Below are 25,596 nucleotides of genomic sequence, written 5' to 3'. Positions count from 1 at the left end.
CGGCGAGGCCGCCCCGGCGGCACGCCGGCTCGCCGCCCTGCTGGCCGACCGGTCCGGGGGCGCGGGCGGCGGGCGGCGGGGCAGCTCCCCGGATTTGATGGAGCTGCTGCCGCAGTGGCTCGCGGTGGCCAACGCGCACGGGTACGCGGCTCCGCCGCAGGCGCTGCCCGCCCTGCTGGACGCGGCCCGGGGCCGTACGGACCTGCGCCCGGCGGCACTGGCGTTCGCGGGCCCGCGCGCGCTGTGGCTCGCCCGGCTGAACCCGGACTGGCGGTTCGCCCTGCGCGCGGCCCCCGGCGGTGGCGCGTCGCTGCCCGACGCGGAGGACGCCGAGGCGGTGCGCCGGCTGTGGCGGGAGGGGCTGTTCGCCGAGCGGGCGGCGCTGCTGGGCGCGCTGCGCGCCCGGACGCCCGCGGTGGGGCGTGAGCTGCTGGTGTCCACATGGCCGACGGAGCGGGCGGAGGACCGGCTGATGTTCCTCGACACGCTGCGCACCGGCCTGTCGGACGCGGACGAGCCGTTCCTGGAACAGGCGTTGGGAGACCGCAGCCGCAACGTCCGGGCGACGGCGGCGGAACTGCTGTCGGCGCTGCCGGGATCGGCGCTCGCCGCGCGGATGGCGGTACGTGCCACGGTGTGCGTGGCCCTGGACCGTACGGGGAACGCGCCGGCGATAGCGGTGGAGGCACCGCCGGAGTGCGACCCCGGCATGGAGCGGGACGGGGTCACGGCCACACCGCCGGCGGGACGCGGGGAACGGTCCTGGTGGCTGGGCCAGTTGGTGGAGGCCGCCCCGCTCGGCACCTGGCCGGAGCGGCTCGGCGGACGGACGGCCGAGGAGATCGTGGCGCTGCCGGTGGCGGACGGCTGGCAGGGGGAGCTGCACGCGGCCTGGTGCCGGGCGGCGGTGCGGCAGCGGGACGCGGCGTGGTCGCGGGCGCTGCTCGGCGCTCCGTCGGCACCGGAGGCGGGCGGCCCGGGCGCGGTGTCCCTGGCGGAGCGGGCGAAGCTGCTGGCCGCGCTGGAACCGGACGAACGGGCCGCGTGGGTGGCCGGGTTCATCGCCACGCACGGCCTGTCGGAGGCGTTCCAGTTGCTCGGGGTGTGCGCGGTCCCCTGGGCGCCGCCGCTGGGCCAGGCGGTGGTGGACGCCCTCAACATAGCTCGGGACGCGGGCAGTTACCCGTGGAGCTTCAGCGGGGTGATGGGGCTGGCGGAGCGCTGCCTCGACCCGGCGGAGGCCGTGCGCCTGGAGGCGCTGCTGGCGGTGCCCGACGAGCCGGAGGACGCCGCGCCCGGCGCCGGCGGGTACTGGGCGGAGGCGTTCCAGCGGCTGGTCACCACGCTGCGGCTGCGGGCGGCGATGACACGGGAACTGAACCCGCAGACACCGCCCGCCGAACCGCGGGGGGCGGCCACTCGCCCGCCGGAGACGGCTGCCCAACCCCCGGAGACGGCCCCTCAGCCCTCGGAGGCGGCCGGCTGACGGACGTTCTCGCGGACCCATTCCACGATCGACGTGGTCGTCGCACCGGGGGTGAAGATCTCCGCGACGCCCTTCTCCTTCAGCGGCGGAATGTCCTCCTCCGGGATGATGCCGCCGCCGAAGACGAGGATGTCCTCCGCCTCTCGCTCCTTGAGCAGGTCGATGACCGCGGCGAACAGCGTGTTGTGGGCGCCGGAGAGGATGGACAGGCCGATGGCGTCGGCGTCCTCCTGGATGGCGGTGCCGACGATCTGTTCCGGCGTCTGGTGGAGGCCGGTGTAGATGACCTCCATACCGGCGTCGCGCAGAGCGCGCGCGATGACCTTGGCCCCACGATCGTGGCCGTCGAGCCCCGGCTTGGCGACCACCACGCGGATCGGACCGGCTGCCACACCCATCACTGCCTCCATCAAGCGACCACGGAAGCGATCGCTTCCGTTCATACCGACAAGTACCGCACTTTTGGCGCGTTCCGCCACCGTCGCGAAGTGAACGAACGTTATCTCCAGCATCCCGCAGCGCGCGGTTTTACGGTGCGCCGCGAGGGGGAAATCACATGGTGGGACATGAGGGCACACGGGGGCCGAGCCGTCCTCCGGCGTGCCGACAGGAGGTCGGCCATGAAGGTCACCGGGGTTTTGCCGACGCTGTTCCTCCCGGTCTGCCGCCGTCTGTGGCCGGGCAGGCTCGCCGGACTGTCCATGACGCTGCTGCGGGCGACCGCCCTGGAGGCCGCGATCCTGGCGGGCCACCTTCTGCTCTATCCGACCGGTCTGGTCCAGGAGCGCCGCTCCGCCGCCCTGCCCGCCGCCGGGGGTGCCGCCCGGCTGCCGGTCCGCCCCGGTCCGCCGGTCGTGCTGCTGCACGGCTTCATCGACAACCGCTCGGTGTTCGTGCTGCTGCGCCGCACCCTCGCCCAGCACGGCGGACAGCGGGTCGAGTCGCTCAACTACTCCCCGCTGACCTGCGACATACGCATCGCAGCCGAGCTGCTGGCCCGGCACATCGAGGAGATCTGCGAGCGCACCGGCAGCGCACGGGTGGACATCGTGGGGCACAGCCTCGGCGGTCTGATCGCCCGCTACTACGCGCAATGCCTCGGCGGTGACCTGCGGGTACGCACACTGGTCACGCTCGGCACCCCGCATTCCGGGACGCGGGTGGCGCCGCTGGCGGACGCGCATCCCATCGTCCGGCAGATGCGGCCCGGCTCCGCGGTGATCGAGGAGCTGGCCCGCCCCGCGCCCGGCTGCCGGACCCGCTTCGTCAGCTTCTGGAGCGACCTGGACTCCCTGATGGACCCGCTGGAGACGGCCTGCCTGGAGCATCCGGACCTCGACGCGCGCAACGTCCGGGTGTCCGGCATCGGCCACCTCGCCCTGCCCGTGCACCCCGCCGTCGCGGCCGGGATACGCGAGGCCCTCGACGCCCCGCACCCCGGGGACCAGGTCGCCGACGGCCTCACCGTGGCCTGAGGGCGACCGGGGGACGCCGGAGAGGGCGATCGAAGGGCGCCGGAAGGACGCACACGGGCGGGCGCTCGGCCCGGTGGACAGCCGACACATCACCCCTCGACATCGAACAGTCTTCGAACGTAAAGCCAAAGTCGCGTGCGGGCGCCCCCGAAACACGGCCGAATGCCCGTTTCCCGCCGACGTGAAACCAGTCGAAGATTGTCGCGCCCAGGTACCGCCGGGTACAGTCGCCGCACTGCTCTGGCAGCCCCTGTTGTCGAGGCGAAAGAGAAGTTGGTGAACGACCGTCACCCGTCGGGGACGACGACCACCCCGGCCCCGGCTTCCGACGCCTCCACCGGGCACTACGCACCGTACGGGGCACAGGAAAACCCCTACGACGACCTCACCACGTACGGCGGTTACGACGCCACCGGTTTTACCGGGGACTCAGGCGGCACCACGGCGTTCCACACCGACCCGCTCTTCGGCAGCCTCCCGGGCGGCGAGCAGCCCACCGGCGGATACGACGCCACGCAGTGGCAGACCGGCACCGGCCCGCTGCCCGCCTACGACCCGTACGCGGCCCAGCACGTCGCCTGCTACGACTCCGGCACCTACGACAGCACCGCCTGGTCCATCCCCGCGCAGGCCACCGGCAACGACGTCAGCGGCCAGTGGGACACCGGCGCCTGGACACAGCCCGGCCCTTCCGGCGCCGCCGACCCCACCCAGCAGTGGGAGTGGGGTACCCAGACCTTCGACACGGGCGCGTACGACGCCACGCAGTGGAACTCCGCGGGGCAGGCCGCGCCGGCCGAGTCCGAGCAGCCCGCCGTGCCGTTCGACCAGCAGCCCACCGCGACGTTCGAGCACGTGTCGTACGAGGAGACCGCCTTCGCCGGGCAGCCCTCCGGCGAGGGCGAGGGCGGGGGCGAGAGCGGGGCCGAGGTCACGGGCGAGCCGGACGCCACCGGTGAACTGCCCGCCGTGACCGGCCTGCTGGACGACCAGGAGGAGACGACCCCGGCGACCCGCGCGGGCTCGCGCGGCGCGGCACGCTCCCGGCGCCGTACGCCGGCCAAACGCTCGGCGCTGCTGACCGTCGCCGTGCCGTCGGTCTGCGTGATGGGGGTCGCGGGGATCGCCGCCGCCTCGGTCGGCGCGTTCACCGACGACTCCAAGGACAGCTCCACCACCGCCTCGGACGCGATCCCCGTCCAGCCGTCGGTGGCCAACAGCAAGCTGGACACCCAGCTCAAGACACTCTCCGCCGGTGCCGACGACTTCGCCAACCGGGCGAGCCGCACCCAGGAGCGGATCGACCTCAAGGCGCAGCAGGAGCTGGAGAAGAAGAAGGCGGCCGCGGAGGCCGCGCTCAAGGAGCGGCTGCGCCCGAAGTTCGCCCTGCCGGTCGCCCAGCACGGGCTCAGCGCCTACTACGGCCAGGCGGGCATCAACTGGATGTCGGTGCACACCGGTATCGACTTCCCGGTCTCCTACGGCACCACGGTGATGGCCGCCACCGACGGCACCGTCACCACCAAGTGGAACACCGCCTACGGCAACATGCTGATCCTGACGGCGAAGGACGGCACGCAGACCTGGTACTGCCACCTGTCCAGTTACCGCGTGGCCCCCGGCACCTCCGTCAAGGCCGGCGAGCCCATCGCCTACTCCGGCAAGTCCGGCAACTCCACCGGCCCGCACCTGCACTTCGAGGTGCGTCCCGCGGGCGGGGCGGCGATAGACCCGCTGTCGTGGCTGCGCAGCCATGGACTGGATCCGACCTGATCCGGCCGAAAGCACCAAGGGGCCCCCGCCGACGGCGGGGGCCCCTTCGCTCTACAGCTTCTCCACCGGCGCGTAGCGCAGCAGCAGCCGCTTCGGCTTGGTGTCGCCGAAGTCGATCGTCGCCTCCGCGTTCGCGCCCGTGCCCTTCACCCCGACGACCGTGCCGAGTCCGAACTGGTCGTGCGTGACCCGGTCCCCGACGGCCAGCCCGACCACCGGCTTCTCCGCCGTGCGCCGCGTGGCGAAGCCGGAGGCGCCCGACGCCGAGGAGCGCGAACGGGTCGAGGAGAGGGAGGCCGCGATCCCGGACGCCGGTCCGGACGACACCGGCGCCGCGGCTCCCGTCCGCTTCCACTCCATGTGGGCGGGCGGGATCTCCTCCAGAAAGCGGGAGGGCGGGTTGTACGACGGCTGTCCCCAGGCGCTGCGCATCGTCGACCGGGTGAGGTACAGCCGCTCCCGCGCGCGCGTGATGCCGACGTACGCCAGGCGCCGCTCCTCCTCCAGCTCCTTGGTCTGGCCGAGGGCGCGCATGTGCGGGAAGACGCCGTCCTCCATGCCGGTCAGGAACACGACCGGGAACTCCAGGCCCTTGGCGGTGTGCAGCGTCATCAGTGTGATGACGCCGTTGCCGTCCTCCTCGTCCGGGATCTGGTCGGAGTCGGCGACCAGGGCGACCTGCTCCAGGAAGTCGGCCAGCGTGCCGCCCGGGGCGGCGGTCCCGGCGGTCCCGGCTCCCCCGCCGCGCTCCTGCTCGAACTCCAGGGCGACGGCAGCGAGTTCCTGGAGGTTCTCGATGCGGGTCTCGTCCTGCGGGTCGGTGGATGCCTGCAACTCGGCCAGGTAGCCGGTGCGTTCGAGTATGGCCTCCAGGACGGTAGCCGGTCCGGCACCGGATTCCACGATCGTGCGCAGGTCCTCCATCAGCGCGTTGAACCGCTTGACCGCGTTGGTGGAGCGCGCGGCCATGCCGTACGCCTCGTCCACCCGCTTCAGGGCCTGCGGGAAGCTGATCTTCTCGCGCTGGGAGAGCGCGTCGATCATCGCCTCCGCGCGCTCGCCGATGCCCCGCTTGGGCACGTTGAGGATGCGGCGCAGCGGCACCGAGTCCTCCGGGTTGGCGAGGACGCGCAGGTAGGCGAGGACGTCCCGGACCTCCTTGCGCTCGTAGAAGCGGACACCGCCGACGACCTTGTAGGGCAGGCCGACGCGGATGAAGACCTCTTCGAAGACACGGGACTGGGCGTTGGTGCGGTAGAAGACGGCCATGTCACCGGCCTTGGCCTCGCCCGCGTCCACCAGGCGGTCTATCTCGTCGGCGACGAACTGGGCCTCGTCGTGCTCGGTGTCGGCGACGTACCCGGCGATCCGGGCGCCCTGGCCGGCGTTGGTCCACAGGTTCTTCGGGCGGCGGGACTCGTTGCGCTCGATGACCGCGTTGGCGGCGGACAGGATGGTCTGCGTGGAGCGGTAGTTCTGCTCCAGCAGGATCGTCGTCGCGTTCGGGTAGTCCTCCTCGAACTGGAGGATGTTGCGGATCGTCGCGCCCCGGAAGGCGTAGATCGACTGGTCCGCGTCACCGACCACGCACAGCTCGGCCGGCGGGACGTCGTGCTCGCCGGCCGGGGTGCCGGCGTCGGCGTCCCCGGGGACGCGCTCCCCCGTGCCGACCAGCTCGCGGACCAGGGCGTACTGGGCGTGGTTGGTGTCCTGGTACTCGTCCACCAGGACGTGCCGGAAACGGCGGCGGTAGTGCTCGGCGACGTCCGGGAAGGCGCGCAGCAGGTTGACCGTCGTCATGATCAGGTCGTCGAAGTCGAGCGCGTTCGCCTCGCGCAGCCGCGACTGGTAGAGCGCGTAGGCCTGCGCCAGGGTCTTCTCGAAGCCGTCGGCGGCCTGGGCGGCGAAGTCCTCCTCGTCGATCAGCTCGTTCTTCAGGTTGCTGATCTTGGCGCTGAAGGACTTGGGCGGGAAGCGCTTGGGGTCGAGGTCCAGGTCACGGCAGACCAGGGCCATCAGGCGCTTGCTGTCGGCGGCGTCGTAGATCGAGAACGACGACGTGAAGCCGAGCCTCTTGCTCTCCCGGCGCAGGATGCGCACGCACGCGCTGTGGAAGGTCATCACCCACATCGCGTTCGCGCGCGGGCCGACGAGGTGCTCGACGCGCTCCTTCATTTCGCCCGCGGCCTTGTTGGTGAAGGTGATCGCGAGGATCTGGCCGGGGTGGACGCCCCGCTCGGCGAGCAGGTGGGCGATGCGGTGGGTGAGCACCCGCGTCTTGCCGGAGCCGGCGCCGGCCACGATGAGCAGCGGGGAGCCGGCGTGCACGACCGCGGCGCGCTGGTTGTCGTTCAGCCCCTCCAGGAGGGCCGCCGGGTCCAGCGCGGGACGCGGGGCGCCGTCGCGGTAGTAGGCGTCCCGGTCCGGCGGCGCGTCGAACTTCCCGCCGAACAGATCGTCCGGAAGCGGCTCCGGAGCGTGATCGTCCTCGGGCGGCGGCGGGGGCTCCTCCTCGTGCCCGCGAGGGGGCTGGAGGTCTGCCAGGAAGCTGTCGTCAAAGAGGCTGCTCATCGCTCTCCGAGTCTAGGGCGCCCCACCGACAACCGGTCGCCGTCCCGGCGACAAGGCCCGCTTCCCGGACAGTCGATCTTCCCGCCGGGGGTGCCCGCCGCGCGCTCACCAAGCGGAAGCGCCTGGTCACGCCCGTACACCCCCGCCGCCAGGTCACGGAAACGTATCGGACATACCTCACTCCAACCTTCACAGAAGACACACGAGTTGGCTAGGTTGCCGTCAGGCCGCGCGGCATCCCTCCGGCGAACGTCGCCGGGCCGTACGGCCTCCGCCGAGTCCGGCGCGCCCCGCACGGTGCCCGGAGCCGGGGACCCACCGATGCCGGGCGAATCGGTTGAAGCCCACTCGGGACGACGCCGTGGGGCATCCCTTGTGAGCACCCGCCCCCACCCGGCAGCCCACCCGGCGGGCGGCAGCAAGGAAGGAGTCGCCTCCTTTGGCGTCGCACCGCAAGCCGCGCCCCGGCGGCACCCAGGCGGCGGGCATCCGCACCCCCGCCCTCGCCACCGCCGCCCTCGCCTCCGTGTCCGCCTCCGTGTCCGTGCTCTCCCAGGCCGCCGAGGCCGCGCTCCCGGCCGGTCACCGCGGACCGAGCGTGGAGGAGGTCGAGCGGAAGATCGAGGACCTCTACCGCCGGGCGGAGTCGGCGGCCGGGTCATCCGCCGCGAGCAGGCTGCGCACCGCGCGCCCCGAGGCGACCGAGCGCGCCGAATGTGCGCGGCCCGAACGGACAGGACCCGAACGCACACGGTCCGGACGCGGCGAACGGGCGTGGCCGGGCCGCTCGGAACAACCCGCCGGACGCGCCGAACGGGCATGGTCGGGACGCACGGAACAACCCGCCGGACGCGGCGAACGGGCATGGCCGGGACGCACGGAACAACCCGCCGGACGCGGCGAACGGACGGAGCCCGCCGAGGCCCCGCCGCGCCGCGAGGACAGTCTCCAGCGACTCCGGGACGAGGTGGCCCGACGTGCCCGGCACCGGGCTCTGCCCACTCGGCGCGCCATGATCCCGGCCCAGCGCGTCACCAGCGGGGACGAGCGCGGCACGGGTCGGGAGGAGTTCGGCACGAGACGGGACGAGCGCGGCACGGGTGGGCGCGAGGGCGCCGCGGCCCTGGCCGGCGGTACGACCGTCACTCCGCCCGTGCCGGACAAGGCCGCCACCTCACCGGCCCCGGGCAGCGGAATCCCGGCGCCCTCTCCTGGCACGACGGCCGCCACTTTTGTCACCGGAACGACAGCCACTTCCGCCACCGCGCCCGCGCACCCTCAGACCCCACACCGGCCGGCGGAGACCGCGAGCGGGCCGAGGGCGGCCAAGACGACCGTACGGAATAAGCTCGCCCACGCGCGCGTGCTGCTGTCGCGGCGGGCCATCCAGCCCGCCGCGGCCATGCCTCCGGCCACGTACGCGACCAAGGCGGGGAAGGCCATCGACTTCGCCCGCGCGCAGCTCGGCAAGCCGTGCGTGTGGGGCGCCGCCGGACCCGGTTCCTACGACTGCGCCGGGCTCACCCAGGCCGCGTGGAAGTCCGCCGGAGTCACCCTGCCGCGCACGGCGCGCGAGCAGGCCGGGGCCGGAATGCCGGTCCCGCCGGCCGAGGCCCGCCCCGGCGACCTCGTCCTCTTCCACGACGACGCCGCCCACGTCGGGCTCTGCACGGGCGACGGCATGATGATCCACGCGCCGATGCCGGGCGCGTACGTCCGCGAGGAGCCGGTCTCCGCCCTCGGCGGGGGCGCCGTGCACAGCGTGGTGCGGCCGGGCTGAGGCCGGCGCGCGCCGAGGATCAGGTCCAGAGGACGGCGATGAAGATGTTGGCCGTGGTCAGCAGGCCGACCAGCCCGAAGAGGCCCTTGTCGATCCGCTCCTCGTCACGCTTCACGTAGACCAGGCCGAGGATCACGATCAGCAGGGCCAGCTTCACGCCGATCTTCACGTTGTTGACGTGGTGGTCGTCGGCCTGGTTGAGCCCGACCAGGGCCACGCCGGTGACCAGCATGGTGATCGCGCCGTGCAGCATTCCCGGCACGAACCGGGCCGTGCCCTGGCCCATCGCCTTCATCTGGGTCAGGAAACCGCCGAGCAGCGCGGCGATACCGATGATGTGCAGGCCGACGAAGAGATGGATGAGTACGTCCATGGAGCCGGAGCCTAGCCAGAAGCCCACACCCCACTCGCCACCGGGCCGCCTCTCGCACCGGCTCATGGCGCATGGATCTCCCACCGGACCCGCTACGAATAGCGCCCTGGATCACGTTCTGGATCGCGCGCCCTGAATCTCGCATGAGGTCTCGCGTGGACTCTCGCTGTCGTACGCCTCATAGCACCCCACCGCTCCCACCAGCCTCGTTTTCCGTGCTTCGATCACCGCGCCTCGTGAAGGCGACGGCTCCAGCACGGCGGCGCGGTCACAAACGGTCACGAGTCGGCCCACCGGGACCAGTTCCGCACACTGCGTTACACACTCGTCACTTAACGTCCTAGCGTCCTCCCCCAGGTGACCGACCCCCTCGGTCGTACGAGTCGTTCGGAAGGACGTGACGGTCCAGGTGGCAACCCACCGCAAGCCCGCGCAACGCCCGCTCAGCGGCCATACGGTCCGGACGGCCGTCACGCTCGCCCTGGCGGGCGCGGCCACCGCGACCGGCTTCGACGGGACCGGCCACGCCGCGCCGCAGCCGACGTCGGCGCAGGTGAAGGCCGAGGTGGACACGTTGTACCGGGAGGCCGAGGCCGCGACCGAGAAGTACAACGGGGCGAAGGAGACGGCGGACGCGACCCAACGGCGGCTGCGTTCGCTCCAGGACGAGACCGCCCGCAGGCAGGAAAGGCTCAACTCGGCCCGCGACGCGCTGGGGTCGATCGCGGCGGCGCAGTACCGGGACGGCGCCGTCGCCCCTGCCTGGCAACTGGCCCTCTCCAGCGACCCCGACCGGTACCTGGAGAGCGCCGCACTCGCGGAGCGGGCCGGTGACCGGCAGGCCGTCGCGGTGTCGGGGGTACGCCGGCAGTTGCTGGAGATCGAGCGGTTGCGCGGCGCCGCGCGCGTCGAGCTGACGTCGCTGCGCTCCCGGCAGGCCGAGCTGAGACGGCGGAAGAAGACCGTCAACCACAAGCTGGACGAGGCCCGGCGGCTGCTGGCCCGGCTCACTCCGCGGCAGCGTGCCGAGATCACCGACGCCGGCGGCACTGGCGAACGCGCCTCCCGGTCGGCGACGGATCCACGGGAGCCGCTGGGGCCGGCGGGGTCCGCCCAGGCTCCGGCCGGGCGCGCGGCGGCGGCCGTCGGCTACGCCTACGGCAAGCTCGGCAGCCCCTATGTGTGGGGTGCCACCGGCCCGGACGCCTTCGACTGCTCGGGCCTGGTCCAGGCCGCCTACCGGGCCGCCGGCATCTCCCTGCCCCGCACCACATACGCCCAGATCAACGCGGGCCGACGGGTCTCCCGCTCCGAACTGCGCCCCGGTGACCTGGTCTTCTTCTACTCCGGGATCAGCCACGTCGGGATCTACGTGGGCAACGGCCGGATGATCCACGCACCGAACCCCTCGGCGCCGGTCCGCCTCGCCCCGATCGACGAGATGCCGTTCGCGGGGGCGGCCAGGGTGGCCTGAGGGACCGTCGGGTGCGCGGAGTGCGCGCGGCCCCGCGGCAGGATCGGATCAGACCAACCGGCGCGCGGTCGCCCAGCGGGTCAGTTCGTGCCGGTTGGACAGCTGGAGCTTGCGCAGGACCGCCGAGACGTGGGACTCGACCGTCTTCACCGAGATGAACAGTTGCTTGGCGATCTCCTTGTACGCGTAGCCACGGGCGATCAGGCGCAGCACCTCGCGTTCCCGCTGGGTGAGGCGGTCCAGGTCCTCGTCCACGGGCGGGGCGTCGGTGGAGGCGAAGGCGTCCAGGACGAACCCGGCCAGCCGCGGCGAGAAGACGGCGTCGCCCTCCTGGACGCGGAAGACGGAGTCGATCAGGTCGGCGCCGGTGATCGTCTTGGTGACGTAGCCGCGCGCGCCGCCACGGATCACCCCGATCACGTCCTCCGCCGCGTCCGACACGGACAGCGCGAGGAAGCGGACGGGCCGTTCGGCGTCCGCGCTCAACGCGGCGCACCGGCGCAGCACTTCGACCCCGCCGCCGCCGGGCAGGTGGACGTCGAGGAGGACCACCTCGGGCCGGGTGGCGGTGATCACCGCGACCGCCTGGTCGACGTCCGCGGCCTCGCCGACCACCTCGACCCCGGTCTCGGCGGTCCGGCCGATCTCGGCCTGGACGCCGGTGCGGAACATCCGGTGGTCGTCCACGAGCACCACCCGTACGTGCCGCCCGCCCGCACCGGCGCCGTCGATCCGGCCGGACTGGGCCGCCTCCCCCTCCGCCTCCGCCGCTGCCGCCGTGCCGTTCGCCTCGGTCTCGTCGCTCATGACGTCTTCTCCGCCCTCTCCATCTCCAGCTCGACCTCGGTACCGCCCCCCGCCACCGCCCGCAGCCGGGCCGTGCCGCCGTTGCGCTCCATGCGGCCGATGATCGATTCTCTGACGCCCATACGGTCGGCGGGTATCGCGTCGAGATCGAAGCCCGGGCCGCGGTCCCGCACGGACACGAAGACCGATCTTCCCTCGACTTCCGCGTACACCTGTACGGCACCGCCCTCGCCACCGTACTTGGCGGCGTTCACCATCGCCTCGCGCGCGGCCTGCATCTGCGCGGTGGTCCTCTCGTCCAGCGGGCAGTCGCCGACTATCACGACCTCGATGGGCACGCCGTGCTTGTCCTCCACCTCGGCGGCGTTGCGCCGCACCGCCTCGGCGACCGTGTCGGGCTCGTCGGCCTCGTCCTTCCCGGTGCCCTCCGGCTTGTAGAGCCAGGTGCGCAGGTCGCGCTCCTGGGCGCGGGCGAGGCGGCGCACCTCCCCCGCGTTCTCGGCGTTGCGCTGGATCAGGGTGAGGGTGTGCAGCACCGAGTCGTGGACGTGCGCGGCGACCTCGGCGCGCTCCTGGGCACGGATGCGCATCAGGCGCTCCTCCGACAGGTCCTGGGTCATGCGGACCAGGTAGGGCCCGGCGAGCAGGGTGATGCCGACGAGGACGGCGAGCGCCGCCTGGAGGACCGCGCCCAGGTGGGCGGCCGAGCCCTGCATGACGAAGATGGCCGAGACACCGGCCGTGACGAGCAGGACGCCGCCCGCCGCGCGCAGCAGGGTGAGGGTGCGGCGCCGGCGTCCGGCCTCGACCCAGCGGGCCCGGCGGGCGTTGTCCGCCTGGCGCCAGACGAGGGCCACCCCGGCCGCGACGAGCACGGCGGGGACCAGATACGCCTTGGCCGCGCTGCCCAGGTTGACGCTGCTCACGAACACCATGGCGACGGCGACCATGAGAAGCAGGGCGATGATCTGTCCCCGGTCCGGCCTGCGGGCCACCAGTCTGCGGCGGCCGTCCGGCGAGGTCTCCGTGCCCACCAGCGACGGCTTCTGACCGCCGGCACCGCCCACCCCGCCGACGCCGAGCGGGACGAAGAACCAGAACGCGGCGTACAGCAGCGCTCCGAGTCCGTCGGCCATGAACAGTCCGACGAAGACGAGCCGCACCCAGACGACGGGCAGCCCGAGATGCCCGGCGAGGCCCCGCGCCACTCCGCCGAGCCAGCGTCCGTCGCTGCTGCGGTAGAGCTTGCGCGGCGGCCGCGGGTCGTCGAGTGGCGGGCTTGCGGCTTCCGGCATGCCAACGATGGTCACACGGGCCGCGGGGCGGAGCATCAGGGTCCGGCCCCGAGACGCCCCTGATCTTCCGCCGGAGCCGGTCCGGGTGGGCGGTGTGTGCGGGTCTCCTCGACGGTCCGTGCCGCTCGAACGCTTCCCCGCCCGGTCTCGGGGCCGATTTCAGGGTTGGCCCAGGGTCGTCCCGACTGCCGTCGCGGCGGCCGGGCGGTCACCATGGACGCATGACGGATCACGAGCACGCCGCGACGGGTACGGGACCCGGCTCCGGCCCGCGCCCGGTCCCGGGCACCGGACCGACGGATGCCGCGCCCGCCGCGACGGAGGAGACACGGGCGGCCGGCACCGGCCCCCATGTGAACGGCTCCCACGGGAGCGGCTCCCGCACCGACGGCACCGACGCCGACGGCACCGTTGCCGACGCCGGCAGGCATGACGGCGGCAGGCATGACGGCGGCAGTGGTGACGGCGGCAGTGGTGACGGCGGCAGTGGTGACGGAACCGACGGTGACGGCACCGGTCCCGGTGGCGCCCACGACCACGCCGGTGCGCACGCCCGGTCCCGGACGGGCACCCGCTCCGCCGCGGACGGGTCCGGGCAGCGGGCGGATCACGGTCCTACCGGCCGTTTCCGGCGCGACCGCCGGCACAAGATGATCGCGGGCGTGTGCGCCGGACTCGGACGGCAGACCGACATGGACCCGGTGATCTTCCGGATCACGCTGGCCGTGCTCTCCGCGGCCGGCGGCCTCGGCCTGATCTTCTACGGCTTCGTCTGGCTCCTGGTGCCGTACGAGGACGAGGAGGAGAACGAGGTCCGCAAGCTCTTCACGGGCCGGGTCGACGGCCAGGCGCTGGCCGCAGTGCTGTTCGCACTGGTCGGCTGTGGGATCTTCCTGACGATGCTGAGGAACGGCGGCGTGCTGTGGTTCGCCACGGTGCTCTCCCTGCTCCTGGCGGGCGCGGGGTACTGGTCCCGGCACCGTGGCACGGCGGACCCCGACCCCCTGGCCGCGCAGGCCGCCGCCGACGCACCGCCGGAGGCCCAGGCGCCGCCGGTCGTCACCACCTATCCCTCATGGTGGCGTGACCCGATCGTCAAGGACGGCACCCATGTCGGCGGCACCGGCTATCTGTGGGGACCCGGTGACGCCCGTGGCCGGGACCTCACCTCGGTCGTGGACGTCGGCATCCCCACCCCCTGGACCCACTCCGGAGCCCCACAGCCGTCGCGGGCCACGCCCCCGAGACCGCGCGGCCCGCGCTGGATAGGCGGCTGGGTGTTCCTGCTCGCGCTGCTGGCGGGCGGCCTGGGCACGGGACTCGGCTGGCGCACGCACCCGTTGGGCACCAGTCTCCAGACCGGTCTGGCGTGCGCGCTGGCGGTGTTCGGGCTGGGCATCGCGGTCAGCGCCTTCCTGGGCCGGACCGGGGCCGGGACGGTGTTCCTGGCACTGGTCACGGCGGCCCTGCTCGCCGGATCGGCGGCGCTGCCCCGGGACATCACCACCCACTGGAGGGAGGTGTCCTGGACGCCGGCCACGGCGGCGCAGGTGCGGCCCGGGTACGACCTCGGCACGGGACGGGGCACCCTGGACCTCTCCCGGGTGCACCCGGCCACGGGGCAGACGGTCGCCTCGGACGCCCGGGTGGGCGCGGGCCGGCTGAAGGTGATCGTGCCGGCGGACGTGACGGTGCGGATGAACATCGATGTGGGGGTGGGCGACATCCGGTTGCCCGGGGACCCCGGGAAGGACGTGGACGTGCAGCCCGGCAGGCACAAGGACGTGACGCTGGCGCCGGTCGAGGGGGCCGGGAGACCCGGCACGCTGGACCTGACGCTCGGCGTCGGAGTGGGACAGGTGGAGGTCAGCCGTGCTGCGTCATGAGTTCCAGCCCGGGAAGCTGGTCGCCGGGCTCTTCCTCACCGCCACCGCCGTGGCCTACGCGGGGGACGCGGGCGGGCTGTGGGACACCCCGTGGTTCGCGGTCGTCCCGCTGGTCGTGGGCGGCCTCTGCCTGGCCGGGGCCATCGCCGTGCTGACCCGGGGGATACGCGGACGGAGCGGCGCCGAGGACGGTCAGCGGTAGCCGCCGAACCGCCTCCGTGTCCGCCAGACCGCGTCCAGGGAGAGGTAGGGGGCGCCGGCGAGGATCAGGGGGGTCCAGGCCATCAGGTAGGCGAGGTCGTTGCCGTAGTAGTAGGGGGTGGTCGACCAGCTCACCGTCAGCCAGAGACTGAGCGAGATCAGCGCCCCGCCCAGCGCGGCCAGCCGGCCGAGCAGACCGACCAGGGTCCCGATGCCCACGGCCAGCTCGCCGAGGGCGATGCCGTAGCCGAAGCCGACCGGGCTCTTCAGGGCCAGGTCGACCAGGGCCGGAATCGCGGCGGAGTCACGGGCCGAGCGCATGGTTTCGCCGATCGAGCCGGCACCGCCGGACCGCATGAAGGCGCTGTCGGTGATCTTGTCCAGGCCGGCGTAGATGAACGTGACGCCCAGGAAGAGGCGCAACGGCAGCAGGGCATAGTGGGCGGCGGTGTCCCGCCAGCTGCCGTGGCCGTCCAATCGTGTGGTGTACGTGTCCGTTCGCATTCCCTGAACCATCGTCACGACCGCCTTTCACCCGCCGTACCACCCCTCACTGGACGATACGTATGACAGAGAAGAACGGTTCAATCCTCTCCGGGATGATTTTCCGGATATCGGGTGCCCTTGCGGACCGCCCCGGTGGGTCACATGGAGTGGGTGGTGGCGCGGGATGCGGTGGGTTCGGGGGCCGGGGCCGCAGGTCTCAGTCGAGCAGGTCCGGTTCGCTGCGGCTGATGTCCTGCCACAGCGGCTGGTAGTTGATCCAGGCCACCAGGTCGCCGCCGAGCTGTTCGCGGGTGGCGACGGCCGCCTTGTGGTCGATGAGCACCGGGCGGCCCGCCGCCTTCGCCGTCAGCTGCACCTGGCAGGCCCGGTCCAGGGACAGGAACCACCAGGCGGCGGCGTCCACCGAGTCGCCGACGGTGAGCGGCCCGTGGTTGCGCAGCACGAGCGCCTTGCGGGAGCCCAGCGCGGCGGCGATCCGGCGGCCCTCCTCGGCGTCGACGGTGACGCCGGTGTAGGCGTCGTAGAGGGCGATGTCCTCGTAGAAGGCGCAGCTCTCCTGGGTGATCGGGTCGATGAGGTCGCCGAGGGCGGCGAGGGCGCGGCCGTGCACGGTGTGGCAGTGGGCGACGGCGACGACGTCGGGGCGGGCCGCGTGCACCTGGGCGTGCACGGTGAACGCGGCCTGGTTGACGTGGTAGCGGCCCTCGACGACCTGGCCGTCCTGGTTGGCGAGGACGAGGTCGCCCACGGTGACGTGCTTGAACGGCATGCCGAACGGATTGACCCAGAAGCAGTCGGTGAACTCCGGGTCCCGGGCGGTGATGTGGCCGGACACCCCGTCCTCGAATCCCGCCCGTCCGAAGATCCGCAGGGCACCCGCGAGCCGTTCCTTGCGGTGCCGCCGTTCGTCCTCGACCGAGTCGTGCATCGGCGGCATGGCGAACCGCAGCTGGTCGGTGGGCAGCGGCAGGGGCGGCGTGGGCCCGCGCATAGGTCCTCCAGCGTGCTGATGTCCGTACGGGCCGGAAGCTACCGCCGGGCGGCGCAAAAGGGCAGGGCTGTTTTGTAAAGATGACGTACGCGACGAATACCCGACAGAGGTTGTCGGGATCGAGCGGAAGAGTGCCCGGTATGGACTGGACAGACTTCAGGGCGGCGGCGCCCGGACTGGCGGCGCTCGCCGAGGAGCGCTTCGGCGCCTACCGGCACCACGTTCTCGCGACCCTCCGCGGGGACGGTTCTCCCCGCACCAGCGGTCTGGAGGTGCGCTTCGTCGGCGGACGGCTGTGGCTCGGTCTGATGCCGGGCTCCCGCAAGGCCGCGGACCTGCGCCGCGACCCGCGCTTCGCCCTCCAGGCCAACCCCGGTGACGGAACGGGCATGGGCGGCGGCGACGTCCGGGTCGGCGGGCGGGCGTTCGAGGTCGGGGACGGGCCGGCCAAGGCCGCGTACGTGGAAGAGGTGGAACCGCCGCAGCCGTTCCACCTCTTCCGCACCGAGCTGACGGAGGTCGTAAGGACCTACGTCGAGGACGACACGTATCTGGTCGCCCAGGTCTGGAAGCCCGGAGAGCCGGTGCGCGCTCTCAGGCGGACGTGACCGTCACACGCGGGAGGACTACTCCCACTCGATGGTGCCCGGCGGCTTGGACGTCACGTCGAGCACGACCCGGTTGACGTCCCGGACCTCGTTGGTGATCCGGGTCGAGATGCGGCCGAGGACGTCGTACGGCAGCCGGGACCAGTCGGCGGTCATGGCGTCCTCGGAGGAGACCGGGCGCAGCACGATCGGGTGACCGTAGGTACGGCCGTCGCCCTGGACGCCGACGGAACGGACGTCGGCGAGCAGGACCACCGGGCACTGCCAGATCTCGCGGTCCAGGCCGGCCGCGGTCAGCTCCTCGCGGGCGATGGCGTCGGCCTCGCGCAGCAGGTCCAGCCGCTCCTTGGTGACCTCGCCGACGATGCGGATGCCGAGGCCGGGGCCGGGGAAGGGCTGGCGCTGGACGATCTCCTCCGGCAGGCCCAGCTCCTGGCCGACCATGCGGACCTCGTCCTTGAACAGCTTGCGCAGCGGCTCGATCAGCTTGAACTCGAGGTCCTCGGGCAGGCCGCCGACGTTGTGGTGCGACTTGATGTTCGCGGTGCCGGTGCCGCCGCCGGACTCGACCACGTCCGGGTACAGGGTGCCCTGGACCAGGAACTCCACGGCCGGGCCCTCGTCGGCGATGATCTCGGCCTGCGCCTGCTCGAAGACGCGGATGAACTCCCGGCCGATGATCTTCCGCTTCTCCTCGGGGTCGCTGACCCCCTTGAGCGCGGTGAGGAAGCGCTCCTCGGCGTCGACGACCTTCAGCTGCACGCCGGTGGCCGCGACGAAGTCCTTCTCGACCTGCTCGGTCTCGCCCTTGCGCATCAGGCCGTGGTCGACGTACACGCAGGTCAGCTGGGAGCCGATGGCCTTCTGCACGAGGGCGGCGGCGACGGCGGAGTCCACGCCGCCGGACAGGCCGCAGATCGCGCGCTTGTCACCGACCAGCTCGCGGATGGCCTCGACCTGCTCCTCGATCACATTGCCGGTGGTCCAGTTCGGCTCCAGACCGGCACCGCGGTAGAGGAAGTGCTCCAGCACCTGCTGGCCGTGCGTGGAGTGCATGACCTCGGGGTGGTACTGGACGCCGTAGAGCTTCTTGTCGTCGTTCTCGAACGCGGCGACCGGGACCACGTCCGTGGAGGCGGTGACCGTGAAGCCGTCGGGGGCGGCGGAACAGGCGTCGCCGTGGGACATCCACACCTGCTGCTCGCCCGGGGTGCCCTCGAAGAGGGTGGAGGAGTTGCGGGAGACGTGCAGGTCGGTACGGCCGTACTCGCGGGAGCCGGTGTTGTCGACGGTGCCGCCGAGGACCTGCGCCATCAGCTGGAAGCCGTAGCACATGCCGAAGACGGGGACACCGGACTCGAAGATCTCGCGGTCGAGGCGGGGGGCGCCCTCCTCGTAGACGGACGAGGGGCCTCCGGAGAGGATGATCGCCGCGGGGTTCTTGGCGAGCATCTCCCGAACCGGCATGGTGCTCGGCACGATCTCGCTGTAGACCCGCGCCTCGCGGACGCGACGGGCGATGAGCTGGGCGTACTGCGCGCCGAAGTCGACGACCAGGACGGTGTCGGGGGTGACGGCAGACTGGGTCGCTGATGACACGGGGTGCCTTCTGGTGGTCGGGCGGGGGTCTGTGCTTCCGATTCTACGGGGTGCCCGCGAGACCTCCGAGGGAAGCCGCCGTGGCATACTGACCGCATGCTCAAGCACTCGACCTTCGTCTTTACCTATGGCACCGGGCCCGCCGGCTGCCATGGTCGTGCTGCTTGAGCCAACGCCAAGCGACTTCCCAGGCGCCCCGGGCCGACAAGGCCCGGGGCGCCTGTCGTTTTCCGGGTTCTGCCGTTCCAGGGCCTCCCTCCCCCGACCGACCGAGGAGCCCGACATGACCACCAGCAGCCAGGAAGCGACCACCGCGACTCCGGAAGTGACCGCCGCAAGCCCCGAAGCGACCGCCGCGAGCCCCGAAGCCTCCACCGCCGGCCCGGACGCGCGCACCACCAGCCCGGACGCGTCCGCCACCGACCCGGAAGCGATCATCGCCGACCCGGAAGCGATCATCGCCGGTGCCCGGGAGCGCATCGACGCGCTCGACGACCGGATCATCGGTCTCATCCAGGAGCGGGTGGCCGTCTCCGCCGTGGTCCAGCGGACCCGGATCTCCTCCGGCGGGCGTCGGGTGCACCTGTCCCGCGAGATGGAGGTCCTCGGCCACTACCGGGACGCCCTCGGCAAGCCCGGCACCGCCCTCGCCATGACCCTGCTGGAGCTGAGCCGGGGTCGCATCTGAGTTCGGTGCCGCTCTCACCCGTACGGGACGTGACCGGACCACGCACCGCTTCGTTGAGGGGGATGTCCGTGCCAGCCAGGGGCGGGCCCGACCACACCACGCGTGGCTCGCTGGAGCGATGAGGCGTACGGGTCGTGCCGTGCGCCGTGGGACCTCGCTCCGGGTAGTGACCGGACGGCAGGGGACAGCAGCCCGGTCACGCGAGAGAACGGCCGGCTCCGGGGACGCCCGGGGCCGGCCGGCGGAACACCGCGGACAGGGCACGAGAACACGCGGCGCACCCCCGGCGCCGCTTCCGGGCACCGGCACTGCCCTGACGCCGGGGCTGACCGAAGAAGGGCCTCGCGGCCTCTGCGCCCCGCGGGGCCCTTCGTCCTGCCCAAGCGCCCGACGCCCCCGCGACCGTGACCCACATCACACAGGGGAATCCGGGCCTCCGGAGCAACCCTTCCAGCCCTTCGCTGATCAAACCTGCCGGATCAAGAAACGGTGGGAGGGACCTGCTTTCGGAGGGGGATGCAGGTCCCTCTGTGCCGCCGGGGCCACCCGGCCGCACCCGACACCGCTCCGGTTTCCGGTCACTTCTTCGGCGGCACCGCCGGCACCCCCAGGAACGGCAGCCGCAGCGCGCCGAACGCGTCCGCCGGGACCACCGGGGCGACGGGCTCCACCGGCTTCAGCCGCTCGTAGACCGCTCCCGGGACCGGGCGCGGGTCCTCCTCGCCCTTGTTGGGCCAGAACGACATCGCCCGCTCCGCCTGCGCGGTGATGGTCAGCGAGGGGTTCACCCCCAGGTTCGCCGAGACCGCGGCACCGTCCACGACCGAGATGCCGGGGTGGCCGTGGAGCCGGTGGTACGGGTCGATCACGCCCGTCTCCGGGGAGTCGCCGATGGGGCAGCCGCCGAGGAAGTGCGCGGTCAGCGGGGTGCCCATCAGCTCGCCGACGTTGCTGCCGGCGAAGCCGTTGATCTCGGCGGCGAGCGCGGAGGCGGCCTCGGTCGCGGCCCTGATCTGCTTGGGGTTGGGCGCCCCGTGCCCCTGCCGGGCGGTGAGCAGCCCCCTGCCGACGCCGCCGGGCTTCAGGTACGTCGTCAGCGAGTTGTCCAGGGACTGCATGACCAGGCCGATGATGGTCCGCTCCGACCAGCGCCGGTTGGAGAGGGAACGGGCGACCAGCAGGGGGTGCCGGGTGGCGTTCGCCAGCCAGGCGAGCACGCGCGAGGAGCCCTCCGCGTACGGCACCTGGAGGATGGACAGGCCGCCCATCGAGTTGGAGCCCTTGCCGTAGCGGACCGGCTCGATGTGGGTGTTCTCGTCGGGGTGGATCGAGGACGTGATGGCGACGCCGCGGGTGAAGTCGGCCCGTGGCACGCCGGTCGCCCGGCGGTAGCGGCGGTTGTCGGTCTGCGCGCCGACCAGTGCCTCGGAGTTGGTGCGGGTCAGGTGGCCGAGCCGGCCGGAGAGGTAAGGCAGCTGGCCGCCCGCCTTCATGCGGTGCAGCAGGGTCTGGGTACCGTAGGTGCCGGCGGCGAGGACGACCCTGCGGGCGGTGAACAGCCGGCCCGCACCCTTCCTCTTCCGGTCCGTCGGCAGGGTCGCCACCGCGTAGCCGCCCCGCGAGTCGTCCGTGACGGACACCACCGTCGTCATGGGGTGGACGACCGCGCCGGCCTTCTCGGCGAGGTACAGGTAGTTCTCGTTGAGGGTGTTCTTCGCGCCGTGCCGGCAGCCGGTCATGCACTCGCCGCACTCGGTGCAGGCTCTCCGGTCGGGGCCGGCGCCGCCGAAGTAGGGGTCGTTCACCTGCCCGCCGGGCCGGACCTTCGCCGTGCCGTCGGCGTCCTCGCCGTCCCCGAAGAACACGCCGACCGGTGCCAGGTGGAAGGTGTCGCCGACGCCCATCCGTTGCGCCGCCGCCTTCAGGTGCACGTCGGAGGGGGTCATGGTGGGATTGAGCCGGACGCCGAGCATGCGCCGGGCCTGGTCGTAGTACGGCTTCAGCTCCTCCTGCCAGTCGGTGATGTCCTTCCACTGGGGGTCCTCGAAGAACGCCTTCGGGGGTACGTAGAGGGTGTTGGCGTAGTTCAGCGAGCCGCCGCCGACCCCCGCGCCGGCCAGGACCATGACGTTGCCCAGCAGGTGGATGCGCTGGATGCCGAACATGCCGAGCTTCGGCGCCCACAGGTAGTTCTTCAGGTCCCAGGAGTTCTTCGGGAGGGTGGCGCGGGTGAAGCGGCGGCCGGCCTCCAGTACGCCGACCCGGTACCCCTTCTCGGTCAGGCGGAGGGCCGACACCGAGCCGCCGAACCCCGAACCGACGACGATGACGTCGTAGTCGTACCCGTCCTCGTCCCGGGCCTGGACAGACTTCTCCTGCGACACGTGCTCTCCTCGTCGAGAACGGGTGTTACCGAACGGGTGTACAGCTCTTCCTGACGGAAGGTTTCCTTGAGCGGAGGTCTTCCTGAGGCAAGGTCTAACGGAACCGGAGCGCCTTCATCAGGCGGAGACTGCGGCTCATGAACCGGGCGTACTGCTCGTCCGTCATGCCCAGTGAGGGCGCCATCGGCAGCAGCCGCTGCTGGGCCACCGTCTGGGCCTCGGTGTACTTGAGGATGCCCTCGGAGCCGTGCCGGCGGCCGAGCCCGGAGTCCTTCATGCCGCCCATCGGGGACTGCACGCTGCCGTAGGCGGGCGCGTAGCCCTCGTTGACGTTGACCGTGCCGGTGCGCAGGCGGGCGGCGACCTCCCGGCCCCGGCGGGTGTTCGCGGTCCAGACGGAGGCGTTCAGGCCGTACGGGGTGGCGTTGGCGCGTTCGACCGCCTCGTCGTCGGACCGGAAGCGGTAGACGGAGACGACCGGGCCGAAGGTCTCCTCCTCGCAGACGGACATGGAGGTCTCGACGCCGTCCAGGATGGTGGGCTCGAAGAAGTAGGGGCCGACGTCGGGGCGGGCCACGCCGCCCGCGAGCACCTTCGCGCCCTTGCTGACGGCCTCCCGCACATGCCGTTCGACGGTCTTCAGCTGGCGCTCGCCGACCAGCGAGCCCATGTCGGCGCCGTAGGCGAGCGAGGTGCCGAGCCGCATGGCCCTGGTGCGGGCGGCGAAGCGTTCCAGAAAGGCGTCGGCGACGGACTCGTGGACGTACAGCCGCTCGATGGAGATGCACAGTTGGCCGGCGGAGGAGAAGCAGGCGCGGACGGCCCCGGCGGCGGCCTTCTCCACGTCGGCGTCGTCCAGCACCAGCATGGCGTTCTTGCCGCCGAGTTCCAGGGAGACGCCGACCAGGCGGGAGGCGGCGCCGACGGCGACCTCGCGGCCGGTGCGGGTGGAGCCGGTGAAGGAGACGTAGTCGGCGTGCTTGACCACCTCCGGGCCGACGACCGGGCCCTCGCCGAGGACGACCTGGAAGACGCCGTCGGGCAGCCCCGCCTCGATCAGCAGGTCTCGCGCCCACAGGGCGGTGAGGCAGGTCTCCGTGTCCGGCTTCATCACCACGGCGTTGCCCGCGGCGAAGGCGGGCAGGGCGTCGCCGACGGACAGCTCCAGCGGGTAGTTCCAGGGGGCGATCTGGCCCACCACCCCGCGCGGGTGGCGCAGTTCGGTGACCTTCGTCAGGGTCGGCACGGCGCCGGTGTGGCCCTTGGGCCGCAGGTAGGCGGGGGCCTTGCGGCCGTAGTGGCGGGCCGCGACGGCGACGGCCTGCACCTCCTCGTGCGCGTGCAGGCGGGCCTTGCCGGTCTCCAGCTGGACCAGGTCGAGGACCTCGGCCTGGCGCTCCAGCAGCAGGTCGTGGAAGCGGAGCAGCACGGCGGCCCGCCGTCGTACCGGGACCTTCGCCCAGACGGCCTGGGCGGCGCGGGCCGCCTCGAAGGCCTCGCGGACGTCCTGCGGGCTGGACTCCGGCAGGTCGGCCAGCTTCTCGCCGGTGAACGGGGTGTGGTTGGCGGTGCGGCCGGAGCCGGTGACGCCCTTGGTGAGGCGTGCCACCAACTCCGGGGTGACCACGTCGGCGGCGGTACGCACGCCCTCGGGGGCGGGCGCGAGCGGATTGGTACCGGCGATGTCCGGGGCCTGCGTGTCCGTCATGAGGCGCAGGGTATGCCGCGGCGGGGCCTTTGTGTACCCACCGGTAACGCGGATTCACCGACTGCTCACATGCTGCCAGTGATCGCTGGCAGCAAACGTGCTGATCAGGGTGTTGACACCGGGCCGGTCAGTCGATTTCCGGCTTTCTCGTGAGCAGGAGACCCAGTGCGGTGAGTGGGGTGCGTCGGCGGGGCTCGGGGGCCGGGGCGGAGGTGGTGCCGGGGGCGGTGCCCGGAGCGGGCTCGTCGGGGGTGGGGTCCGGGGCGGCGCCGGGAGCGGACTCAGGGGTGGTGTCCGGGGTGGTGCCGGGAGCGGACTCGTCGGGGGTGGCGTCCGGGGTGGTGCCGGGAGCGGCCTCGGAAGTCGGGCCCGGGGCGGTGACAGGGGCGGGGTCCGGCACCGGGCGCGGTCCGGGCACCGACGGCTCCGCTTCGGCGGTGCGGCCGAGGACGGCGCCGAGTACGGCGGTGACCTCCGCCGCGCCGGGCCGGGCCGCCGGGTCGTCGGCGTGCAGCCGGTCCAGCAGCGGGCCCAGCGGCCCGGGGTCCGCGTCCCCCACGGCGGTGCGCAGCAGCGCGCCCAGGGACCACAGGTCGGAGGCCGGACCGGCGCCGGGGCCCGCCGCCCGCTCGGGAGCGACGAACCCGGCGGGCGCGTCGCCCGCGTGTCCGTCGCCGATGCCGAAGTCGGTCAGGACGACCCGCCCGGTGCCGGACTCCAGCAGGACGTTGGCCGGTTTCACGTCCCGGTGCACGATGCCGACGGCGTGCGCGGCGCGCAGCGCGCCGAGCACGGCCAGCCCGACGCGCGCGGCCTCGGCGGCCGGGAGCGGCCCGCGCCGCAGCACCTCGCCGAGGGACTCGCCCGCCACCAGCTCCATGACGATCCAGGGGACGCCGTCCTCGGTGACCACGTCGTACACCGTCACGGCCGAGGGGTGCCGGACCCGGGTGGCGGCCCGGGCCTCGTGGTGGAGCCGGTGCGCGACGCGCCGGCTCTCCTCGTCGGTGGCCGGATCGCCGGGCAGCAGCGGCTCCTTGACGGCGACGTATCCCCGTCCCTGTTCGTCCCGGGCCCGCCACACGGTCCCGGTCGGGCCGGACCCGAGACGTCCGGCCAGCCGGTAACGGCCGCCGATCAGCCGTGCGCCGGGCGGGTGTTCGCCGTCTTCGGTCATGTCCCATGAGTACCGTGCGCACCACGCCGTTGTCGAAGCGGGCACCCGGACCAGGGCTCGGTGTCTCCGCCGTGCCCCGGCGCCGGCCGGCCACCGGTGGCGGGAACCGGTCACCTGTCCGTGACCGAGAACGTGTCGACGGCCACGTCGAAGTACTCCCGAGCCTCCCGCACCTTCCCCACCGGCGCCGACACCCAGACGTCGTACAGCCGGCCGCCCTCCTCCCAGCACAGGTCGTAGGTGTGCCGCGGCCCCTCCCTCGGGCTGAAGCCGTTCCAGCTGAACTCCCAGAGCGCGGCCCGGTGTCCGCCGTGCGTGGTCCGCACGACCCGGCCGTCGCGGTAACCGGGGTTGGTGGAGGGGCCGTCGGCGGCGGAGCGGTCCAGCACCCCCTGCGGGCCGCCCGGTTGCGGGACGGTCACCTTGACGCCGAGGCGGAAGGTCTGTCCCGGCGAGAGGTAGAAGACGCGCTCGCCCTGCGGGCTGCGGGTGAAGTCCTCCGGTACGGCGAAGGAGAAGCCGGCCGGGTCCCGGGCCGTGCGGTAACCGGAGGGCGCGGTGTGGAGGCCGGTGGCGGTGGGGCCGGTCGTCCCGGCCGTGGGCGTCGGCGTCGTACCGGATTCCGCGGGGGACGTGGGCGTACCCGGGGGGCGCGTATCCGGTGACGGGCCCGGCGGGCGGGTGCCCGTCGGGGTGCCCGGGGGGTGCGTGCCGGGCCCGGTCGCCGGGGTCGTCGCCGTACCGCCCGGGGTGCCGCCCCCGCGCCCGCCCTGGTGCAGCAGCAGCGCCGCGGCCGACACGCCCGCCCCGGCC

At 72.8% G+C, this 25,596-nt stretch carries 20 protein-coding genes and 1 pseudogene; 9 read left to right on the top strand and 12 right to left on the bottom strand.

Going from position 1 to position 25,596, the window contains the following annotated elements:
- The coding region (locus IF37_RS0133085) for a DUF5691 domain-containing protein (protein ID WP_037857615.1) at positions 1 to 1,486 on the top strand (1,486 nt) is incomplete at its 5' end.
- On the opposite strand, the gene IF37_RS0133080 is transcribed toward IF37_RS0133085, so the two are convergent.
- On the bottom strand, positions 1,462 to 1,884 hold the full coding sequence (locus tag IF37_RS0133080) for a cobalamin B12-binding domain-containing protein (RefSeq protein ID WP_030751239.1): 423 nt from the start codon (positions 1,882 to 1,884) through the stop codon (positions 1,462 to 1,464). The two genes, IF37_RS0133085 and IF37_RS0133080, sit on opposite strands and share 25 nt — an antisense overlap.
- A gap of 222 nt (positions 1,885 to 2,106) precedes the next feature.
- On the opposite strand from IF37_RS0133080, the gene IF37_RS0133075 reads away from it, so the two are divergent.
- Together IF37_RS0133075 and IF37_RS0133070 are read left to right on the top strand one after the other, a co-directional pair.
- Entirely contained in the window at positions 2,107 to 2,961 is an 855-nt protein-coding gene (locus IF37_RS0133075) for a triacylglycerol lipase (RefSeq protein ID WP_030751236.1), read from the top strand.
- Between the two features lie 276 nt (positions 2,962 to 3,237).
- A complete protein-coding gene (locus IF37_RS0133070; protein ID WP_030751233.1) occupies positions 3,238 to 4,734 on the top strand; it encodes a M23 family metallopeptidase in 1,497 nt (498 codons plus the stop codon).
- Between the two features lie 51 nt (positions 4,735 to 4,785).
- Here IF37_RS0133070 and pcrA read toward each other — a convergent pair whose 3' ends face one another.
- Positions 4,786 to 7,305, bottom strand: coding sequence for a DNA helicase PcrA (gene pcrA / locus IF37_RS0133065; protein WP_030751230.1), 2,520 nt, complete (start codon positions 7,303 to 7,305; stop codon positions 4,786 to 4,788).
- Between the two features lie 439 nt (positions 7,306 to 7,744).
- Between pcrA and IF37_RS46155 the strand changes: the two genes are divergently transcribed.
- The gene (locus tag IF37_RS46155; protein ID WP_030751227.1) at positions 7,745 to 9,085 is read left to right on the top strand and encodes an NlpC/P60 family protein; all 1,341 of its coding nucleotides are present in this window, start codon (positions 7,745 to 7,747) and stop codon (positions 9,083 to 9,085) included.
- A 19-nt stretch (positions 9,086 to 9,104) separates the two neighbouring features.
- On the opposite strand, the gene IF37_RS0133055 is transcribed toward IF37_RS46155, so the two are convergent.
- Positions 9,105 to 9,458: a hypothetical protein gene (locus IF37_RS0133055; protein ID WP_030751224.1), complete on the bottom strand. Its 354-nt coding sequence runs from the start codon at positions 9,456 to 9,458 to the stop codon at positions 9,105 to 9,107.
- Positions 9,459 to 9,867: 409 nt separating this feature from the next.
- Between IF37_RS0133055 and IF37_RS0133050 the strand changes: the two genes are divergently transcribed.
- Positions 9,868 to 10,932, top strand: coding sequence for an NlpC/P60 family protein (locus IF37_RS0133050; protein ID WP_030751221.1), 1,065 nt, complete (start codon positions 9,868 to 9,870; stop codon positions 10,930 to 10,932).
- A 48-nt stretch (positions 10,933 to 10,980) separates the two neighbouring features.
- Here the strand turns inward: IF37_RS0133050 and IF37_RS0133045 are convergent, their stop codons facing one another.
- Together IF37_RS0133045 and IF37_RS0133040 are read right to left on the bottom strand one after the other, a co-directional pair.
- Positions 10,981 to 11,739 carry a response regulator transcription factor gene (locus tag IF37_RS0133045; protein ID WP_030751215.1) on the bottom strand — a complete coding sequence of 253 codons (759 nt, stop codon included), beginning with the start codon at positions 11,737 to 11,739 and terminating at the stop codon, positions 10,981 to 10,983.
- Positions 11,736 to 13,034, bottom strand: coding sequence for an ATP-binding protein (locus IF37_RS0133040; RefSeq protein WP_037857617.1), 1,299 nt, complete (start codon positions 13,032 to 13,034; stop codon positions 11,736 to 11,738). The genes IF37_RS0133045 and IF37_RS0133040 overlap by 4 nt, the downstream gene beginning before the upstream one ends.
- Before the next feature lie 221 nt (positions 13,035 to 13,255).
- On the opposite strand from IF37_RS0133040, the gene IF37_RS0133035 reads away from it, so the two are divergent.
- On the top strand, positions 13,256 to 14,920 hold the full coding sequence (locus IF37_RS0133035) for a PspC domain-containing protein (RefSeq protein WP_030751209.1): 1,665 nt from the start codon (positions 13,256 to 13,258) through the stop codon (positions 14,918 to 14,920).
- Entirely contained in the window at positions 14,907 to 15,122 is a 216-nt protein-coding gene (locus IF37_RS0133030; RefSeq protein WP_030751206.1) for a hypothetical protein, read from the top strand. The genes IF37_RS0133035 and IF37_RS0133030 overlap by 14 nt, the downstream gene beginning before the upstream one ends.
- Here IF37_RS0133030 and IF37_RS0133025 read toward each other — a convergent pair.
- Together IF37_RS0133025 and IF37_RS0133020 are read right to left on the bottom strand one after the other, a co-directional pair.
- Positions 15,113 to 15,637, bottom strand: coding sequence for a DoxX family protein (locus tag IF37_RS0133025; RefSeq protein ID WP_079166000.1), 525 nt, complete (start codon positions 15,635 to 15,637; stop codon positions 15,113 to 15,115). The two genes, IF37_RS0133030 and IF37_RS0133025, sit on opposite strands and share 10 nt — an antisense overlap.
- 187 nt (positions 15,638 to 15,824) lie before the next feature.
- A complete protein-coding gene (locus IF37_RS0133020) occupies positions 15,825 to 16,619 on the bottom strand; it encodes a class II aldolase/adducin family protein (RefSeq protein ID WP_030751201.1) in 795 nt (264 codons plus the stop codon).
- A gap of 140 nt (positions 16,620 to 16,759) precedes the next feature.
- Between IF37_RS0133020 and IF37_RS0133015 the strand changes: the two genes are divergently transcribed.
- A complete protein-coding gene (locus IF37_RS0133015; RefSeq protein WP_030751199.1) occupies positions 16,760 to 17,227 on the top strand; it encodes a pyridoxamine 5'-phosphate oxidase family protein in 468 nt (155 codons plus the stop codon).
- An 18-nt stretch (positions 17,228 to 17,245) separates the two neighbouring features.
- Here the strand turns inward: IF37_RS0133015 and guaA are convergent, their stop codons facing one another.
- Entirely contained in the window at positions 17,246 to 18,826 is a 1,581-nt protein-coding gene (gene guaA / locus IF37_RS0133010) for a glutamine-hydrolyzing GMP synthase (protein ID WP_030751197.1), read from the bottom strand.
- 283 nt (positions 18,827 to 19,109) lie between these two features.
- Between guaA and IF37_RS0133005 the strand changes: the two genes are divergently transcribed.
- Positions 19,110 to 19,514, top strand: a complete 405-nt coding sequence (locus IF37_RS0133005) for a chorismate mutase (RefSeq protein WP_030751194.1) — start codon at positions 19,110 to 19,112, stop codon at positions 19,512 to 19,514.
- Positions 19,515 to 20,092: 578 nt separating this feature from the next.
- Here the strand turns inward: IF37_RS0133005 and IF37_RS0133000 are convergent.
- From IF37_RS0133000 to IF37_RS0132985, 4 genes and pseudogenes are all read right to left on the bottom strand, one after another.
- Positions 20,093 to 21,898 (bottom strand): GMC oxidoreductase, encoded by a 1,806-nt coding sequence (locus tag IF37_RS0133000; protein ID WP_030751191.1) that lies wholly within the window; start codon positions 21,896 to 21,898, stop codon positions 20,093 to 20,095.
- 94 nt (positions 21,899 to 21,992) lie between these two features.
- On the bottom strand, positions 21,993 to 23,606 hold the full coding sequence (locus IF37_RS0132995) for a succinic semialdehyde dehydrogenase (RefSeq protein ID WP_030751188.1): 1,614 nt from the start codon (positions 23,604 to 23,606) through the stop codon (positions 21,993 to 21,995).
- A gap of 127 nt (positions 23,607 to 23,733) precedes the next feature.
- A complete protein-coding gene (locus IF37_RS0132990; protein ID WP_030751184.1) occupies positions 23,734 to 24,783 on the bottom strand; it encodes a serine/threonine-protein kinase in 1,050 nt (349 codons plus the stop codon).
- A 110-nt stretch (positions 24,784 to 24,893) separates the two neighbouring features.
- Positions 24,894 to 25,596: pseudogene (locus tag IF37_RS0132985) on the bottom strand (serine/threonine protein kinase); the annotation flags it as partial.

Source organism: Streptomyces sp. NRRL S-31 (assembly GCF_000718775.1).
In the GTDB taxonomy this organism is placed as follows: Bacteria; Actinomycetota; Actinomycetes; order Streptomycetales; family Streptomycetaceae; genus Streptomyces.
This window is presented reverse-complemented; position numbering and strand designations above follow the sequence as displayed.

Excerpts from the sequence above, each read along its gene's own strand:
- IF37_RS0133025 (WP_079166000.1), bottom strand. The coding sequence starts at position 15,637 with ATGGTTCAGGGAATGCGAACGGACACGTACACCACACGATTGGACGGC.
- pcrA (WP_030751230.1), bottom strand. The coding sequence starts at position 7,305 with ATGAGCAGCCTCTTTGACGACAGCTTCCTGGCAGACCTCCAGCCCCCT.
- IF37_RS0133040 (WP_037857617.1), bottom strand. The coding sequence starts at position 13,034 with ATGCCGGAAGCCGCAAGCCCGCCACTCGACGACCCGCGGCCGCCGCGC.
- IF37_RS0133035 (WP_030751209.1), top strand. The coding sequence starts at position 13,256 with ATGACGGATCACGAGCACGCCGCGACGGGTACGGGACCCGGCTCCGGC.
- IF37_RS0133075 (WP_030751236.1), top strand. The coding sequence starts at position 2,107 with ATGAAGGTCACCGGGGTTTTGCCGACGCTGTTCCTCCCGGTCTGCCGC.
- IF37_RS0133080 (WP_030751239.1), bottom strand. The coding sequence starts at position 1,884 with ATGGGTGTGGCAGCCGGTCCGATCCGCGTGGTGGTCGCCAAGCCGGGG.
- IF37_RS0133005 (WP_030751194.1), top strand. The coding sequence starts at position 19,110 with ATGACCACCAGCAGCCAGGAAGCGACCACCGCGACTCCGGAAGTGACC.
- IF37_RS0133055 (WP_030751224.1), bottom strand. The coding sequence starts at position 9,458 with ATGGACGTACTCATCCATCTCTTCGTCGGCCTGCACATCATCGGTATC.
- IF37_RS0132990 (WP_030751184.1), bottom strand. The coding sequence starts at position 24,783 with ATGACCGAAGACGGCGAACACCCGCCCGGCGCACGGCTGATCGGCGGC.
- IF37_RS0133020 (WP_030751201.1), bottom strand. The coding sequence starts at position 16,619 with ATGCGCGGGCCCACGCCGCCCCTGCCGCTGCCCACCGACCAGCTGCGG.
- IF37_RS0132995 (WP_030751188.1), bottom strand. The coding sequence starts at position 23,606 with ATGACGGACACGCAGGCCCCGGACATCGCCGGTACCAATCCGCTCGCG.
- IF37_RS0133015 (WP_030751199.1), top strand. The coding sequence starts at position 16,760 with ATGGACTGGACAGACTTCAGGGCGGCGGCGCCCGGACTGGCGGCGCTC.
- IF37_RS0133045 (WP_030751215.1), bottom strand. The coding sequence starts at position 11,739 with ATGAGCGACGAGACCGAGGCGAACGGCACGGCGGCAGCGGCGGAGGCG.